The 16,661-nt window shown below is 72.9% G+C and carries 15 protein-coding genes; 11 read left to right on the top strand and 4 right to left on the bottom strand.

Annotated features, from left to right (window positions below; translation table 11 throughout):
* Nucleotides 1-16 precede the first annotated feature (16 nt).
* The 5 genes from DEJ34_RS00625 (at nucleotide 17) to DEJ34_RS00605 (ending at nucleotide 4,510) form a co-directional block, all read left to right on the top strand.
* The gene (locus DEJ34_RS00625; protein ID WP_110910721.1) at nucleotides 17-859 is read left to right on the top strand and encodes a nitroreductase family protein; all 843 of its coding nucleotides are present in this window, start codon (nucleotides 17-19) and stop codon (nucleotides 857-859) included.
* Nucleotides 856-1,656, top strand: coding sequence for a YqjF family protein (locus tag DEJ34_RS00620; RefSeq protein ID WP_258368195.1), 801 nt, complete (start codon nucleotides 856-858; stop codon nucleotides 1,654-1,656). Before DEJ34_RS00625 ends, DEJ34_RS00620 begins: the two co-directional genes overlap by 4 nt.
* Before the next feature lie 81 nt (nucleotides 1,657-1,737).
* Complete coding sequence (locus DEJ34_RS00615) at nucleotides 1,738-2,736, top strand: SDR family oxidoreductase (RefSeq protein WP_110910722.1); 999 nt, start codon at nucleotides 1,738-1,740, stop codon at nucleotides 2,734-2,736.
* Nucleotides 2,733-3,086 carry a hypothetical protein gene (locus DEJ34_RS00610; RefSeq protein WP_110910723.1) on the top strand — a complete coding sequence of 118 codons (354 nt, stop codon included), beginning with the start codon at nucleotides 2,733-2,735 and terminating at the stop codon, nucleotides 3,084-3,086. The genes DEJ34_RS00615 and DEJ34_RS00610 overlap by 4 nt, the downstream gene beginning before the upstream one ends.
* Nucleotides 3,087-3,187: 101 nt before the next feature.
* Nucleotides 3,188-4,510 (top strand): hypothetical protein, encoded by a 1,323-nt coding sequence (locus DEJ34_RS00605; RefSeq protein ID WP_110910724.1) that lies wholly within the window; start codon nucleotides 3,188-3,190, stop codon nucleotides 4,508-4,510.
* A 75-nt stretch (nucleotides 4,511-4,585) separates the two neighbouring features.
* Here the strand turns inward: DEJ34_RS00605 and DEJ34_RS00600 are convergent, their stop codons facing one another.
* Nucleotides 4,586-4,798, bottom strand: coding sequence for a hypothetical protein (locus tag DEJ34_RS00600; RefSeq protein WP_110825686.1), 213 nt, complete (start codon nucleotides 4,796-4,798; stop codon nucleotides 4,586-4,588).
* A gap of 59 nt (nucleotides 4,799-4,857) precedes the next feature.
* Nucleotides 4,858-8,394 carry a proline dehydrogenase family protein gene (locus tag DEJ34_RS00595; RefSeq protein WP_110910725.1) on the bottom strand — a complete coding sequence of 1,179 codons (3,537 nt, stop codon included), beginning with the start codon at nucleotides 8,392-8,394 and terminating at the stop codon, nucleotides 4,858-4,860.
* A gap of 119 nt (nucleotides 8,395-8,513) precedes the next feature.
* On the opposite strand from DEJ34_RS00595, the gene DEJ34_RS00590 reads away from it, so the two are divergent.
* Nucleotides 8,514-9,011, top strand: coding sequence for a MarR family winged helix-turn-helix transcriptional regulator (locus tag DEJ34_RS00590; protein ID WP_110910726.1), 498 nt, complete (start codon nucleotides 8,514-8,516; stop codon nucleotides 9,009-9,011).
* Nucleotides 9,012-9,036: 25 nt separating this feature from the next.
* The gene (locus DEJ34_RS00585) at nucleotides 9,037-10,233 is read left to right on the top strand and encodes a PP2C family protein-serine/threonine phosphatase (RefSeq protein WP_181422186.1); all 1,197 of its coding nucleotides are present in this window, start codon (nucleotides 9,037-9,039) and stop codon (nucleotides 10,231-10,233) included.
* Between the two features lie 148 nt (nucleotides 10,234-10,381).
* On the opposite strand, the gene DEJ34_RS00580 is transcribed toward DEJ34_RS00585, so the two are convergent.
* Nucleotides 10,382-11,260, bottom strand: a complete 879-nt coding sequence (locus DEJ34_RS00580) for a serine hydrolase domain-containing protein (protein ID WP_110910728.1) — start codon at nucleotides 11,258-11,260, stop codon at nucleotides 10,382-10,384.
* Nucleotides 11,261-11,363: 103 nt separating this feature from the next.
* On the opposite strand from DEJ34_RS00580, the gene DEJ34_RS00575 reads away from it, so the two are divergent.
* The 3 genes from DEJ34_RS00575 to DEJ34_RS00565 all read left to right on the top strand — a co-directional run bounded on the left by DEJ34_RS00575 (nucleotide 11,364) and on the right by DEJ34_RS00565 (nucleotide 15,400).
* Nucleotides 11,364-12,239 (top strand): DUF808 domain-containing protein, encoded by an 876-nt coding sequence (locus tag DEJ34_RS00575; RefSeq protein WP_110910729.1) that lies wholly within the window; start codon nucleotides 11,364-11,366, stop codon nucleotides 12,237-12,239.
* 111 nt (nucleotides 12,240-12,350) lie between these two features.
* Nucleotides 12,351-13,298, top strand: a complete 948-nt coding sequence (locus tag DEJ34_RS00570; protein ID WP_181422187.1) for an alpha/beta hydrolase — start codon at nucleotides 12,351-12,353, stop codon at nucleotides 13,296-13,298.
* Between the two features lie 296 nt (nucleotides 13,299-13,594).
* Nucleotides 13,595-15,400 (top strand): pectate lyase-like domain-containing protein, encoded by a 1,806-nt coding sequence (locus tag DEJ34_RS00565; protein WP_284180693.1) that lies wholly within the window; start codon nucleotides 13,595-13,597, stop codon nucleotides 15,398-15,400.
* 183 nt (nucleotides 15,401-15,583) lie between these two features.
* On the opposite strand, the gene DEJ34_RS00560 is transcribed toward DEJ34_RS00565, so the two are convergent.
* Nucleotides 15,584-15,895 carry a hypothetical protein gene (locus DEJ34_RS00560; protein ID WP_110910732.1) on the bottom strand — a complete coding sequence of 104 codons (312 nt, stop codon included), beginning with the start codon at nucleotides 15,893-15,895 and terminating at the stop codon, nucleotides 15,584-15,586.
* 175 nt (nucleotides 15,896-16,070) lie between these two features.
* Here DEJ34_RS00560 and DEJ34_RS00555 point away from each other — a divergent pair, with 175 nt between their 5' ends.
* On the top strand, nucleotides 16,071-16,595 hold the full coding sequence (locus tag DEJ34_RS00555) for a MarR family winged helix-turn-helix transcriptional regulator (protein ID WP_181422188.1): 525 nt from the start codon (nucleotides 16,071-16,073) through the stop codon (nucleotides 16,593-16,595).
* The last annotated feature ends 66 nt before the right edge of the window (nucleotides 16,596-16,661 follow it).

Raw genomic sequence — 16,661 nt, 5'->3', positions numbered from 1 at the left:
AGTCCGAAGGACAGCAGTGGAACTCATCGAGGCCATCCGGCGCCGTCGCACCACCAACGGGGCGTTCTTGCCCGACCCGGTGTCCGAGGAACACCAGCGACTGCTGGTCGAACTCGCGGGTCGCGCGCCCTCGCAGCTGAACAGCCAGCCGTGGCGGTTCGTCCTGGTCGAGGAGCGCGAGACGATCGACCGGATCGCCGACATCAGCGGTCGGACGATGACGAAGACCATGTCCGAGGGGACGTTCTTCGAGCGGTACAAGCCGTACTTCCGGTTCTCGCAGGCGGAGATGGACGAGCGCCGCTCCGGCATGCTCTTCGACAAGCTCCCCGCGCCGCTGCGCCCGTTCACGAGCCAGGTGTTCACCAAGCGCGGGCAGTTCCTCATGAACGCGCTCCGGGTGCCGCAGACCCTCGGCGAGGAGAACCGGAAGCTCGTGGCCGGCTCGCCGCTGCTCCTCGGGGTGATGCTCGACCGGGACGAGTACCGGAAGGAGGCCCGCAACGCCTTCTACTCGGTGTTCAGCATGGGCGCTGCGATGGAGAACATCTGGCTCGCCACGACCGAGCTCGGTCTCGGCATCCAGTTCGTCTCGTTCCCGATGGAGATCGAGGAGTCGTGGAACGAGGTGGAGCAGCTGCTCGAGGTGCCACCGGAGCTCGAACTGATGGCCGTCTACCGGATCGGGTACACCCCGCCGGAGCGTCGCCGGCCGGCGATCGACTGGGTGTCGAACGAGCGGAAGCGGCCCTCGCAGTACGTGTTCCGCGGCACGTGTGCGACGCCGCAGGAGGGCTGGGACGACGTCTCGGCCGTCGGACACATCGACCCCGAGGCGACGGACGGGGGCACGCGGTGACGGCGACCGTGCCTGCCGGTGGTGATCCGGTCCTCCCGGGCGGGCCCGTCGACCCGGTCTCGGCGACCGCGCCCGCGCTGCCGGGGCGCCCGTGGATCGAGCAGGCCTGGCGGGACGTCGTCTTCGTGCACTGGCGGGTGGACGTGTCCGCGGTCGCACCGCTCCTGCCGGCCGGGACCCGACCGGACACCATGGGTCCCGACGGCTCCGACGACGGGGTGACGACGTGGGTGGGGCTCATCGCGTTCAGCTTCGAGGACACCCGGTTCCCGCCGCTCGGACCGCTCGGCCGGACCGGCGGCCTCGGCGACTTCCTCGAGGTCAACGTCCGCGTCTACACACGGGACGACACCGGTCGGCGCGGCGTCGTGTTCCTGTCGCTCGACGCGGGGAAGCTGCTGCCCGCTGCCGCCGCCCGGGTCGTCACTGGGACGCCGTACCACTGGGCGCGGGCCGGCCGACGGCAGGACGGCGACCGGACGGCGTACGCGGTGCACCGCCACGGCACGCACCTGCGGTCCCGTCTGGAGGTCGAGGTCGGCGAGCCGATCGCCGAGCCGACGCCGCTCGAGTCGTTCCTCACCGCACGGTGGGGCATGCACGTCGGACGGGCCGGTCGGACCGCGTGGTGGCCGAACGAGCACGACGCGTGGGTGCTGCACCGGGCGACGCTCCGCGGACTGCGCGACGACCTGGTCCGCGCCGCCGGCCTGCCCGCCGCGCTCACCGAGCTCGAGCCGGACTCGGTGCTGTACTCCCCCGGCGTCCTGACGCGGTTCGCGGGGCCGCGCGCCTGACCGATCGCGAGCGCGACGGCGGGCCGGGGATCGGGGGACACCGGCTGACACACGGGTCGCAGCGTCCGGTAGAAGGGACGCATGACACGAGTGGCTGTGGTGACCGGTGGATCGGCTGGACTGGGACGGGCCACGGTCCGGGAGCTCGCGGCACGCGGCTGGGACGTCGCCGTGCTCGCCCGTGGTGAGGACGGCGTGCGCGCGGCCGTCGCGGAGGTCGAGGCGGCCGGGCAGCGTGGACTCGCGCTCGTGGCCGACGTCGCCGACCGCCAGGCCGTCGAGGACGCCGCCGACCGCGTCGAGGCGGAGCTCGGTCCGATCGACCTCTGGGTGAACGGCGTCATGGTCGGGGTGTTCGGCAGGTTCCTCGACACCGCGCCGGAGGACTTCGAGCGCGCGACGCAGGTCGACTACCTCGGGTTCGTGAACGGCACCCGTGCGGCACTGACGCGCATGGTGCCGCGCGACTCCGGGCACGTCATCCAGGTCGGTTCGGCCCTGGGCTCGCGGGGCATCCCCCTGCAGGGTGCCTACTGCGGGTCGAAGCACGCGATCGTCGGGTTCACCGAGTCGGTCGTCTCCGAGCTCATCGAGCAGGGCAGCAAGGTGCAGATCAGCCGGGTGGACATGCCGGCCCTCAACACGATCCAGTTCGGGTGGGTGCAGTCGTCGCTCCCGCACCACGCGCAGCCGGTCGCGCCGATCTACCAGCCCGAGGTCGGTGCCCGCGCCATCGCCGTCACCGCCGAACGCCCCCGTCGTCGCACCTGGGTCGGGGAGTCCACGGTCTACACGATCCTGGCCAACCGGATCAGCGGGCGCTTCGCGGACTGGTACGCGGCGAAGACGCTCGTGAGCGGGCAGCAGATCCCGGACAAGGACGGCGAGGAGATCGGCGTCAACCTGTACGAGCCGGTACCCGGCGACCACGGGGCGCACGGGGCCTTCGACGAGCAGTCGCACGACTGGTCACCGCAGACCTGGTGGGTCGAGCACCGCCGACTCGGCAACGGGATCCTCGGAGCGGCGCTCGGCATCGCCGGGGTCGCCCTCGCCACCGCGGCAGGACGCCGCCGATGAGCCGCCGGACCAGCACCACCGGGGTGGACCGCGCCGCCGTCGTCGAGGTCCTCCGCGCCGGCATCGGTGTGGCGCACCTGCTCGGGGCACGGCGGGCGCTCGGTCGGCCCGCGGTCCTCGGGCGGGTCCTCGGCGTCCGGCAGCTCTCACAGGCGACGATCACGGGACGTGCCGGGACCCCGGAGGCCCACACGCTCGGCGCCGTCGTGGACGCCGTGCACGGGCTCACGATGGTCCCGCTCGCGCTGTTCGACCGGCAGTCCCGACGCTTCGCGGTCCGGCAGGTGTGGATCGCCACGCTGCTGACGGTGTTGGAGGTCGCCCTCGTGGGGACCGGGCGCCGCCGCTGATCGCCGACACGTCGGCGCGACTGGTATACATCACACCCATGTGATGTTCATGGCCGCGCGTCATCATCCAGGAGTCCGTACACACTCCAGGAAGGTGCACCATGAACATCCGCCCAGTCCTCGTCGGCTCGGCTGCCGTGCTCGGCACGTGTCTGCTCGCCCCCGCGGTCCTCGCCGCCCCGGCGAACGCCGCTCCGCTCGCGCCGACCGTGCACACCGCCGCTGCGGCCGCCGCGTCCTCCGTCGTCACCGACGTCGTCCAGGAGCAGCACGCCTCCGGCGCGAAGCGATGGGTGCGCCTGGCCGTCAGCGTCTCCGCGCCGTCCGCCGTCCTGCTCCGCGACGCCTCCGGTGATGTCGTCCAGGCCGAGTCGGCGACGCCGCAGCACGACGCCGTCTTCCGGCTCGAACCCGCGGGAGCGGACACGGCCCGGTACACGATCGTCGCGAACGGCACGGAACGGCCCGTCGACGTGGACTTCCACGGTCTCGGTCTGAGTGCACCCGTCGACCAGACCGACGAGCGCGGCCTCGAGCGCCTCCGCCGGGCGATCGTCGCTGGCGACACCGAGCACGGGATCCGGTACCGCGCGGTGCCGGGAGCGGAGGTCGAGGTCTCCGCGAACGGTCGGACCGAGACCGCCGTGGCCGGCGCCGACGGCATCGCCACCGTCCACGTCCACTTCGTCCGCGGTGAGAACGAGGTCTCGGTACGTCAGACCCTCGGCAGCGCGTCCTCAGACGTGGACGTGGACCACTACCGCTTCGACGGTGACGAGGCCGGCGGTGGCGACGGCGGCGGACACCCCGGCCCCGGTGAGGGCGACGGCGGCGGACACCCCGGCCCCGGCGAGGGCTCCGGCGGCGACGACGGGTCGACCGTCCCGTCCGACGACGCGTTCTCCGTCGACGTCGACCGTGCCCACCCCCTGCAGCCCGTCGACGGGAAGGTGACCGTCAGTGGGACCGCCACCCGTGGTGCGGTGACCGTGACGGACACCGAGGGCGTGCCGCTGGGGACCGCGCCGGTGCAGGACGGGCGGTGGCGCCTCGACGTGCCCGCGACGGAGTCCGGCGTGCTCGTCCTGCGCTTCGACCTGCGACCGGAGCGCGGCGGCCCGGTCAGCGACAGCGTGCGGCAGGCCTTCGTCGTCGCGGCACAGCCGAGCACCCCCTTCACCTTCGAGCAGGCGGCGGAGTACCAGCGCCACGACGGGCTGGTGCACTTCGAGGGCACCGCGCCGGAGGGCCGCCTGGTCGCCTTCCGTCTGCGCGAGAAGATCGGTGAGACCCGCGCGTCCGGCGGTCGCTGGTCGGTCGACGTCCCGCTCGCTGCGGGGCACCACGGTGTGCGGTTCCTGTTCGTCCCGGACGGCTCCGGGGCCACGGAGGAGAAGACCGCGCTCGTGCACGTCGTCGACTGAGGACGGGGACGCCGACGCGACGGAGCCCCGCCGGCCAGGTGGTCGGCGGGGCTCCGTCGTGCGCGGGGGCCGGGGCTACTCGACCTCGGACGCCGGGTCCTCGGCCTCGACACCGGTCTCGTCGAGACGGTCACGGAGGTGGTCGGCCATCACGCCGGCGCCCTCGTCGCCGTGGTCGTGCTGGACCTGCTCCACGAGGCCGTGCAGCTTGTCGTCGTTCGTCGCGTCGTTCGCACCGTCCATGATCGGCTCGGTCTGGACGCCGTTGTCACGCTCTCCTGCAGTCATGGTCGCGACGTTACGCCGCTCCGGCAGTGCCCTCACGGGGATGCCCCAGGTCCACGCGGTCAGAGCCGGAGGCGGGCGAACTCCGGGTCGACGTCGCCGTGACGGTGGGCCGTGACGATGACCGTCTGCTCGCGGAGGTAGTGCGCCATCTCGACGACACCGGCCTCGACGACGGGCGCGTCGTGGATGGCGGTCTCGATGCCGGCGCCGAGCGCTTCCTCGACCGCGAGGGGGTCCCCGCCGAGCAGCCGGATCCGGGAGCCCGGCCCGGCGAACGCGGTGTGCGGCCGCGGTTCGAAGCCCTGGGACAGCACGATGTCGATCGCGTCCTGCGGTTCGTCGGTGCCACCCGACCAGTCCTCGCGGAAGAGGGCACCAGACGCCGCCCGGGCGAGGAACTCCTCGTCCGTCTCCACCAGGTGGTCGACCACGTCGAGCGGTGACCGACGCCCGGCGAACAGCTGGGTCAGCGGGCCGGGCAGCGCGCGGGCGGTGCTGAGCAGGACGTGCGCGCGGGCGGCGGTCGCGGCGGCGAGGGTCCGGACGAGCTCACCCGTCCCGACGCCCTCGGACTGCCGGACGACCACGGACTGCGGGCGGTACCGGAGCACGTTCCGCTCGACCCGGAGGTCGGCGGTGTCGCGGGACCGGCCGAACCGTGTCTGCCGGGCCTCCGCGTCGCTCGTCGCACCGGCTCGGACCAGGTCGAACTCCTCGAACGACAGCCCGCTGCGGGCGGCCTCGATGAGCGCGGTGACCCGCGGCGGCAGGCCGTGCAGCTGGATGCTCTTGTGGACCGTGCGCGGGACGGGTGCCCAGTGACCGAGCACGGCGACGGACTCCGGTCCACCGCGTGCGGCACCCGCGCCGACCGCGGCGCGCCCCCATCCCCCGGCCGGCTGTCGTCCGACGACCGGGTCCGTGGTCGGCCGGTTCACCACGAGGGAGCCGGCGGCCACGCGGTCCGTCCACGCCGCGACCTCGTCGACGTCGAGCGTGTGCAGGGCCTCCACCAGGCCGTGTTCGGTGCCGTTCTGGATCGCGATCGCCTCGTCGAGGGTCTCGACGTGCACCACACCGAGCACGGGGACGGCCGCGGCGGTCTGCGCGAAGGCGCTGCCGGGACGGACGCCGACGCGGACGCCCGGCGACCAGAGCCGACCGGACTCGTCGAGGACGGTGGGCTCGACGAGCCAGGACTCCCCCGGCGCGAGTTCGGTCAGCGCGGCGCGGGCGGCGCCGGTCGGTTCGACGAGGAGCGGTCCCACCTGTGCGGCGGGATCCGTAGGCCAGGCGACCCGGAGCGCGCGGGTGGCGTCGGCGAGCTGACGTCGGAAGCGGTCGTCCTCGCCGACGGACCCGACCAGGACGACGAGTGACACCGCGCGGGCCGCCTGGCCGGACTGACCGAACGCCGAGGCGACCACGTCGCGCACCGCCTGGTCGACGTCCGCCGCCGGGGTCACCACAGCCGCGTTGACCGCTCCGGTGTCCGCGATCAGCGGGAGGCCCGCCCGCCACCAGCGGAAGGACCGGGCGGTGTCGGAGGAGCCGGTGAGCAGCACCCGGTCGACCGCGGGGTGGGCGACGAGGTCACGGCCGAGTTCGTCGACGTCGAGGTCGACGAGCTGCAGGAGCGAATGCGGGACCCCGGCGTCCCAGAGCACGTCGGCGAGCACGGCGCCGGACCGCTTGGCGAGGGGGGACGGCTTCAGCACGACACCGCTGCCGGCCGCGAGCGCCGAGAGCACCCCGTCGGCGGGCGTCGCGACCGGGGAGTTCCACGGCGGGACGACCACGGTCAGACGCGGTGGGACGAAGACGGCGCCGGCGACGTCGGTCAGGTGCCGGGCACGGTCGGCGGCGTGGTGCGCGGCGTCGACCGCTGCGCTGACCTGCCGGTCGGCGTCGGTGAGGGTCATCGCGGTCTCGGTGACCACGACCTCGACCAGGGCTGCGCGACGGACCTCGAGCTGGTGGGCGACGAGGTCGAGCAGCTCGGCACGGTCCTGGGGATCCTGCCGCCCCCAGTTCACGCCCGCCTGGGCGGTCCGGGCGATGGTCCGTTCGAGTCGCTGACGGTCGGTGACCCGGGCACCGCGGATCGTCGCGGTGCCGAGCTGCGAACGGGTCACCCGGCGGAGCAGGTCGGCCGCCCACTCCCGGTTCGCGGCGACGGTGGGGTCGGTGTCCGCTGCGGGTGGGTGCACGACGGTGATCGCGGGAGGGCCGAGGGGCGCACGGCGGTCCTGCGTGCGGAGGGTCGTCGGCGCCGGGTCGTCGAGCGCGGCGACGGCGGTGGTGAAGCGCTCGCGTTCCCGTGCGGCCACGGCGTCGTCCGTGCCGATCGAGAACGCCGTCGAGGTCGCACCCTCGCGGAGCCGTCGGGCGAGGTACGGGATCGCGGCGTCGAACTCGTCGGGCTGCACGACCGGGGTGCTGACGGTGACGGTCCCGAGGTCGGCCCGGACGGCGTCGAGGGCGGTGCCCGCCGTCCCGAGGAGCACCTCGACCTCGAGCGCGTCGCCCACCCCGCGGCGGTCGGCGAGCACCCGCGCGGCGGCGATCGCGAACAGGTCGTGTCCGGCGAGCGTCACCCGGACCGCGTCGGTGTGCTCGGGCGTCAGCGCCGCGTCGAGCAGGCGGAGGAGGGCGGTGTCCGTCGCCTGGCGCGTCGCGTACGTGGCCAGGGGACGGTCGTGGACGAGCGCGTCGGCCAGGCCGGACGCACCGCGTGCACCGGCGACGAGCCGGACCCGGACCGGTGCCCCACCACGGTGGCGCCGCGCCGTCGCCCACTCGGTCAACGAGGCGAGCACCCCGGCGCTGTCGGGGAGGTCGGCCGGCAGGGTGATCCCGGCGGTGGTGTGGGCGAACTCGTCCATGTCGAGCAGCTCGCGGAAGACCGCCGCGGTCAGGTCGAGGTCGCGCGGGTCACCGGTCCGGAACGTGATCGTGCTGTCGCCCGCGACGGCGGCGCGGAACACCGGGACGAGCCGTTCGACGGCCTGCTCGGTGGCGGTGTCGAGCGCCCATGGCGACGACGGCGGCAGGACCTCGGACACCGCGAAGGACACGGCCGGCACGTCGGGACGACCGAGCAGGTCGGTGGTCCAGCGGAGGCGGCGAGCACTCTCGTCCGGGCCGAGCACGGCCGGGCCGAGCGGGACGACGTCGAGGCGGCTGCCGGTCCCGGCGACCTTGGCGAGCGCCGACCCGAGCCGCGCGGGTGGCGCGTCGACCACCAGGTGCCCGGCGAGTCGTCGCAGCACACGTCGCGCGGACGGGATGACGGCCCACGGTGCCATGGTCGCGAACCCGCCGCCGACCGTGACCGCTCCGCGGAGGTACCAGGCGAGGAAGTCGGGGACGTCCCGGCTGGCCTTCTCGAGGTTCCGCGCCGCGACCTTCGGGTCGTCAGGGCGGATCACCTTGTCGATGAACCCGCGGGCGAAGTCGAGACCGCGGTCGTCGCGCAGGACCTCGGCGAGTCGGGCCGCCCCGGCGTCGGGCTTCGCGCCCCGAGAGGCGTCCAGCCACCGCCCGACGAGGGCGAGCGCGTCGTCGGTGCAGTCCTGGAGGCGTGCGGGCGGCATGCTCTCGATCGTAGGCCGCTCCCCCGACGTCTCCTCGGAGGCCGCCGTGTGCCGCCCAGGAGTCAGCCGGACGGACGATCCTCGGCCCCGACCGCCGCCGCCTTGGATACGCTGGCCGGATGGTGGAGCACGGCGTCGACGGCCACGACTGGGCCACGTGGGACGCGTTCCACGACGTCTGGCGCGGGCTCGACCGGGCGCTGGACCTGGCCGTGCAGCGCGGTGCGGGCATCTCCGTGCCCGAGTTCGAGATCCTCATCGGGCTGCACCGCGACCCCGAGCACCGACTGCGGGTCCGCGACGTGGCCGTCGGCATCGGGTGGGAGAAGTCGCGCGTCAGCCACCAGGTCACGCGCATGGTCGCCAGGGGACTCGTCGAGCGCGCCGACTGCCCGTCGGACGGCCGCGGCAGCTGGGTGGTCATGACCCCGGACGGCCGCCGGGCCGTCCTCGCCGGCATCCGCGCACACACCGCCGCCCTCGAGCAGCTGTTCTGGAGGCCCGTGGCGGCGGATGCGGAGACCCTCCGGTCGGTCTCGCACCGCGTCCTCGACGCGCTCGGTCCGGTCGACACCGACACAGACACCGAGGGCGGGGCCGACCCGGGAGACACCTGACCGTGCCCGGGACGGGCGTGGGAGGATGCCTCCGATCGACCTCGTGGGGGAGCAGATGGACACCGACGGTTCGCCGTCCGCGCGCGCGGCACTCGTGGCGGCGTTGGACATCGTCGACGCGGCCCCGACCGAGCGCCTCGAACGCATCGTCCGCATCGCGCGCGACCTCTTCGCCGTGCCGATGTCGTACGTGAACCTGCTCGACGACGCGCTCCTGCACACGCTGACGCCGAACGTCCCGGGCGAGGCCACGACCGTGCCGCTCGAGTGGTCGTTCTGCCAGCTCACCGTGCAGCGGCCCGGGCCGACCGTCGTGCCCGACACCGCCGCCGATCCGCGCACCGCCGACCTGCCGGGCGTCACGAGCCGGGGCATCCGCTTCTACGCCGGTGTCCCCCTGACCATGCCGGGCGACGTCGCCATCGGGACCCTGTGCTTGATGGACGTCGAGCCGCGGGAGTTCAGCCCCCAGGACGAAGCGGCCCTCATCGACCTCGGTCACTGGACCGAGCGGGCCCTGGCCATGGGCCTCCAGCACGATCGACTGCTCGAAGTCGTCGAAGCCCTCGCTCCGCAGCCCCTGGACGTGCCGGGCTACCGTCTCGCCGGCATCAGCGTGCCGTACGGCGACCTCAGCGGGGACGTACACGACTGGACCGCGGGCGACGACGCCGTGACGTTCACCCTCGCCGACATCATGGGCAAGGAGCAGCCCGCGGCACTGCTCGCCGCCGGGCTCCGCGCAGCACTGCGGCAGCACGAGGACCTCATGCCCGTCGCAGCCGTCGCCGCGATCGAGCCGCGGATCAGCGAGGACCTCAGCCGCGCCTCGGCCTTCGCGACGCTGTTCCACGCGCGCCTGACGCCGAGCACCGGCCGTCTGGACTTCGTCGACGCCGGACACGGCCTCGTGCTGCACCTGCGATCCGACGGCACGTCGGAGATCCGCCGGTCGCGGGACCTCCCGCTCGGCCTGCACCCGGGCGGCATCCCCTTCCGGGCCGGAGCGCTCGTCCTCGAGCCCGGGGACACGCTCGTCGTCACGAGTGACGGCGCGCTCGACCTGGGCGACGGGACCATCGACACGCTGACCGACATCGGACGGACCCTGCGGCGCGCGCCGGACACCGCCGCGTTCCTCCAGACCGTGCGCCTCCGCGCCGCGGAGCACGCCGAGGACGACGTGACCGTGGCGGTGCTGGCGCGCGACGCCGACGGCTGAGCGCGAGCAGGGCGACGCGGACGGAAGGCGGTGTCGGTACCTGCCCACAGGTACCGACACCGTTGGCTCGTGCGCCTGACCCGAACAGGAACATCGAACTGCGGACGAGCCTGCCGGGTACCACCGACATCGGTGGTGTGCCGACGCGTCAGCGGGCTCCGCCTGCGAGCAGCACCGCGACCGACGCCGCCACCGCGTCGGCACCGGCGTGGTCGTCCGCCGTGATCGTCACGACCGCGCCCGCGGCCTCGTCGAACAGCTGCAGCTGCCCGTTCGCCCCGTGCATCCGCCACAGCCGGCCCGGGCCGTCCCACCCGGCGAGCGCGTACCGCTCGTACGCCGGGCTCCGACCGGCGGCGACCCAGTCACCGTGCATCGCCGCGACCCACTCCGGCGCGACGAGCTGCCGGTCCGCGACCCTCCCGCCGTCCCGGACGAGCCGACCCAGACGTGCGACCTCCGCCGTCCGGAGCAGGAGCCCGCCTCCGCCCGCGATGTGACCGTTCGGGCAGCGCTCCCACTCCGCGTCGTCGATGCCGAGCGGGGTGAGCAGCCGGTCCTGCACGAAGCGGCCGACGTCGCCGACCCGCGCCCCGAGGACCCGCATGGCCGTGTAGGTGCTGGCGTTCGAGTACTGGAACACCCGCCCACGTGAGGGTCGGCCGAGGAACTCGCGCGCCAGGTCCGGCCAGTCGGTCAGCAGCGTCGGCGACCACGGCAGGTCGACGCCGCTCGTCATGGTCAGCAGGTGGCGCAGGGTGACCGCGTCGGTACCCGCTCCGAAGTCCACGTCGGTGAGGGACGCCGACACCGGCGCGTCCGGGTCGACCGCCCCGTCAGCGACGGCGATGCCGGTCGCGATGACGCAGACGCCCTTGGCGATGGACTGCACGTCCTCCCGCACGTCGGGCGTCCAGCGGTGCTCGGCGTCGTCGTCGCCCACGAGCACGTGCAGACCGTGCGCTCGGAAGCCGGTCCGGGCGACCTCGGCCACGACGGCGTCGCGGACGGTCTCGGCGCGTGTCATCCGGCCATCCTCGCGCCTCGGCGGCCGGGAGACGAGTTCGCGGGCAGCCGCCAGTAGTCTGTGCGATCGGACAGTGTTCGGGAAGCGACGAGGAGACCACCACATGTCAGTCGGACTGCTCGCCGTCGTGGACGACATCCTCAGCGCGGCCCTCAAGGCCAGCGCGAAGACTGCGGGTGTCGTGATCGACGACGCCGCCGTCACCCCGCAGTACGTGCAGGGCCTCCAGCCGGCCCGGGAGCTGCCGGTGGTCGGACGGATCGCCCTCGGCAGCCTGTTCAACAAGTTCGTCATCATCATCCCGCTGGCGCTCCTGCTGTCGGCGTTCGCGCCGTGGGTGCTGCCGTGGCTGCTCGTCATCGGCGGCACGTACCTGTGCTTCGAGGGTGCCGAGAAGGTCACCGAGTGGTTCGGCGTCCACCACGAGGCCAGCAGCGACAGCACGGTCTCCGAACCGAAGCTCGTGTTCGGGGCCATCCGCACCGACCTCATCCTGAGCACCGAGATCATGCTCATCGGCCTGGCGAGCCTGGACCCGGACCTCGGCTTCTGGCCGACGCTCGGTGCCCTGGCGGTCATCGGTCTCGGCATGACCCTGATCGTCTACGGCGCCGTCGCGCTCCTGGTCAAGGTCGACGACATCGGCCTGCAGATGATGAAGAACCCGTCGCGCGGCACCCGGCGCACGGGCGCCCGCATCGTCAGCGCGATGCCCGCGGTCTTCCGGTTCATCAGCATCGTCGGCACCGTGGCGATGCTCTGGGTCGGTGGGCACCTGGTCATCGCCAACATGGCGGAGACGTTCTGGGCGGGGCCGTACGAGCTGCTGCACCACGTCGAGCACGCGGTCGAGGCCGCCGGACCCGTCGTCACGTGGATCGTCGACACCGCGATCTCGGCCGTCGCGGGCCTCGTGCTCGGCATGGTCGTCGTCGGGATCGTGCTCGGGATCGGCCGGCTGCGGGGGCGCACGCACTGACGGGCAGGCTCGGTCCTCCCGTTCCCTGACCGCTGGCCCCCCTGCCGGGTGGAGACTGCCGGCAGAGGCCAGGACGGCGCCGCAACCGGCGCGGAGACGCAAGGAGCAACGGTGACGGGACTCGACCGACGGACCAGGGTCCTGGGACGACTGATCGGACTGGCTTCGGTGACGCGGCGTTCCGAGGCGCAGATCACCGCCGACCAGCGACGAGTGGTCGGCCACAACCCCGTCACCGACCTGCTGCTCGGCGGCCTCGCACCGGGGGTCAGCGTCCGCGACACGACCGCCGCCGGGCAGGACGGGCCGATCGAGGTGCGTCTGTACCGTCCGACCACGTTCACCGGGACACCGCCGCTCGTGGTCCTCGTGCACGGTGGTGGCTGGACCTCGGGCACGCTCGACACCTACGACTGGTTGGCCTCGAACATCGCACGGGACGCCCGGGTGGTCGTCGCGTCCCTCGACTACCGACTCGCCCCGGGTCACCGCTGGCCCGCCGCCGCCGAGGACTCGTACGCCGCCACCGTGGACCTCGTCGGGCGCGCGGGCGAACTCGGTGCGGACACGTCCCGGGTCGCGGTCGTCGGCGACAGCGCCGGCGGCAACCTGGCCGCCGTGGTCGCGCTGATGGCACGCGACCGGTCCGGCCCCGCGATCGCCTTCCAGGCGCTCCTGTACCCGGCGACCGACCTGACGATGGCCAGTCCGTCGATCGACGAGAACGCCACCGCCCCCATCCTCACCAAGGCCGACATGCTGGCCTTCCGGCAGCACTACCTGGGCGGCGCCGACCCGCGCGAGCCGTACGCGTCGCCGTTGTCCGCGGACCTCACGGGGCTCCCGCCAGCCCTGGTGCAGGTCGCCGAGCACGACCCGCTCCGGGACGACGGCCTCCGGTTCGCCGCTGCCCTGCAGGACGCTGGGGTCACCGTCCGGACCACGACCTACTTCGGCATGCCCCACGGGTTCATGGCGTTCCCGCGCATCAGTCGTGCGGTGCCCCAGGCCCTCGGAGAACTCTGCCAGGAGCTCCGCCGGGCGCTCGCCGTCGCATGAACCGCGCCGACGGGCCGTGTGCCGTGTGCCGTGTGCCGAGGAGTCCGCCCGGATGCCGACGGATCATCCACGCAACGAGCCCGCACAGCGGCGGTCGTCGGTGCGACGTCCGGACGGGGTTACGCTTCCGCCACCCCAACCCGCATGGCCCGTCTCCGCCCGGGTGACAGCGACGTCACCCGGATGCCGACGGGTGCCGCACATCTGCAAGGAAGCAGGTCCCGGTGAACCCCTTCGCCCCAGCGCCCCTCGGACGGGCCCGAACCAGCAGACGCGTCATCGGCGCGACGGTGGCCGTGAGCGCTGCGGTGCTCGGCGTCGTCGCCACGACGCAGACGGCCGTCGCCGCACCGCACAGCCACGCTCCGGCAGGCGACCTCGGCCCGAACGTGCTCGTCTTCTCCCCGGACATGCCGCAGGCGGACATCCAGGCGAAGGTCGACGCCGTCTACGACCAGCAGGTCGACAACGAGATGGGGACGTCCCGGTACGCGCTGCTGTTCGAGCCCGGCACCTACGGCTCGGCCACGGACCCGCTCGACATCCGCGTCGGGTACTACACGGAGGTCGACGGCCTCGGGCAGGACCCGAGCGGCGTCACCATCAACGGCGGTGTCACCGCGACCGGCCGCAACGGCAGCGGCTCACTCGACACGTTCTGGCGGTCGGTGTCGAACCTGACCGTCCACGTGGTGCCGACCGCCGACGCGTGCCACACGGCGAGCGAGATGTGGGCGGTGTCGCAGGCCGCGCCGATGCGCCGGGTGGACGTGAAGGACCACACGACGTTCATGCCGTACTGCGAGGACCCGAACTACGCCAGCGGCGGGTTCGTCGCCGACTCGAAGCTCGAGGGCGGCGCGCTGAACGGGTCGCAGCAGCAGTTCTACGTGCGCAACACCGACCTCGGTGCCGGATGGTCGAACGGGGTCTGGAACCAGGTGTTCTCCGGCGACCTCAACGCCCCGGCACAGTCCTTCCCGGTGCCGCCGTACACGACACTGACGGCGACGCCGGTCTCCCGCGAGAAGCCGTACCTGTACGTCGACGGCCGCGGCGCCTACCGCGTGTTCGTGCCGCGCGCCGTGACCGACTCGGTCGGCCCGAGCTGGGCGAACGGGCACACGCCCGGCCGGTCGTTGCCCCTCAGCGACTTCTTCGTCGCGCATCCCTCGGACTCGGTCGCGAAGATCAACGCCGCCCTCGCGAAGGGGAAGAACCTGCTCGTCACGCCGGGCGTCTACGACGTCGCGAGGAGCATCTCCGTGAAGCGCGCCGACACCGTCGTGCTCGGACTCGGCCTGGCCACCCTCACCGCGCAGCACGGCACGGTCCCGATGGTCGTCGGCGACGTGCGGGGCGTCGACATCGCCGGGCTCACCTTCGACGCCGGCACCGTCAACTCGCCGACGCTGCTCAGGATCGGCAGCGGCCACCACAAGGGCGACCGGCACCGGTCCACCGCCGGCAGCGCAGCCGACCCAACCGCCCTGCAGGACGTCTTCTTCCGCATCGGCGGCCCGCACGTCGGCAAGGCGACGACGAGCCTCGAGGTCAACAGCGACCACACGATCCTCGACGACATCTGGGCATGGCGGGCCGACCACGGGGTCGCCGGCTCGGTCGGCTGGACCGTCAACACCGCGGACACCGGGGTCGTCGTGAACGGCGACGACGTGACCGCGACCGGCCTCTTCGTCGAGCACTACCAGAAGTACAACGTGATCTGGAACGGGGAGCGCGGTCGCACCGTCTTCTTCCAGAACGAGCTGCCCTACGACGCACCGGACCAGGCGTCGTGGCGACACCAGAAGACCGATGGATGGGCGGCGTACAAGGTGTCCGACCACGTCCGGACGCACGAAGCATGGGGCCTCGGGAGCTACATCTTCACGAACGTGGACCCGACGCTCCACGCGACGCAGTCCTTCGAGGTCCCGGACCGACCGGGCGTGGTCATGCACGACCTCACGACGGTCGCGCTCAACGCGGATGCGGGGACGATCGACCACGTCATCAACGGCCGGGGTTCCGCCGCGACGGGAGCCGTGTCCGGGCAGCCACAGACCGTGACGCGCTACTCGAACGGGGCCGTCGAGTAGGAGCCGCGCTGCCCGCCCCGGCGCCTCAGGGCGGAGCGGCGACCGTGCGGTCGCACGGACGGAACAGGCCGTCCCGCTGGGATGCGGGACGGCCTGTCTCGATCCGGTCCACCATCTCCGGAGTCGCACGTGTGACGTGCTGGTGCGCGCACCCGGCCGGAGCCGGGGCGCGGTGTCGCTCGACTAGTTCGAGCGGCCGGTGCCGTCGCGGCGGTCGTCGTCGTCGTGCTCCGGCTTGCGGACGCCGGCCTTCGCGATGCCACGGCTGAGGATGTATGCCATCGTCACGAGCGCGACGTAGAGCCAGGCCTGGTCGGCGCCGAAGCCGGTGTGGCCCTCGTCCGCGTTGTCGACGACGGCGGACGCGATGAGGATCGCGAGCGAGACGACGATCCACGCGTAGAACTCCGTGGTCTTCAGGGCGGACTTGGTCTCGTTCCAGGTGCGGCGCACGACGTTGTCGTGGCGCGCGGTGTTCCCTGTCGTGTTCGACATGGTGTCTCCTTCGTGTTCAGTGCCACCGGGCGTCCGGTGGCCGCGTGATCTCGACACTCCTCCAACCGCGCTGATTACTCACCCAGTTTCGTACTTCGCAGAATACGCACTCTGCTTGCTTCCGCCGCTGAGGAGGAGCAGCATCATCGAGAGCCGAAGGACGAGGTCCGATCTGATGCCGAACGAGGACAACGCACGCAACGCCCACCGTTCCGGAGCAGAGGAGCCCCGCAGCGCGGCGGGAGCGGCCGCCATCGAAGCCCTGCAGGCACTGAGTGACAGCGTGCACGACGCCGACGAGCAGGCCCTGCGGGCGTTGCAGATGCGTCCCGTCGACGCGGTGGCCCTGCTGCACCTGGTGGAGGCCGGGCGCACGGAGCGGTTCCTCAGCCCTACGGAACTGGCGGCGAAACTCCGCCTGACCACGGCCGGCGCCACGAAGCTGGTGGACCGGTTGAGCGGCGCTGACCGGGTCGAGCGACGACCGAACCCGCGCGACCGTCGCAGTGTCGTGCTGGTGCCGACCGAGAGCGCGACCGCCGACCTCACCCGGGCGTACGGGCACATCCACACGCCGTTGATCACCGTCATCGACGAGCTCTCCGACGACGAGGCCGCCGTGGTCACCCGGTTCGCCTCCCGCTTCGCGGACGCGATCCGCCGGGCCGGCGAGCGCGACGACGCGAGATCCGACGGCTGAACCGCTCCGCCGGGTGTCGACTCGTGAGCGCCGCCCGCTGACGGCGCTGACCGACGCGGTCGGGGC

Origin of the sequence: Curtobacterium sp. MCPF17_050, from assembly GCF_003224435.2 — a bacterium.
Taxonomy (GTDB): Bacteria; Actinomycetota; Actinomycetes; order Actinomycetales; family Microbacteriaceae; genus Curtobacterium.
The sequence above is the reverse complement of the archived record's forward strand: the minus strand, read 5'-3'. Positions and strand labels throughout refer to the sequence as shown.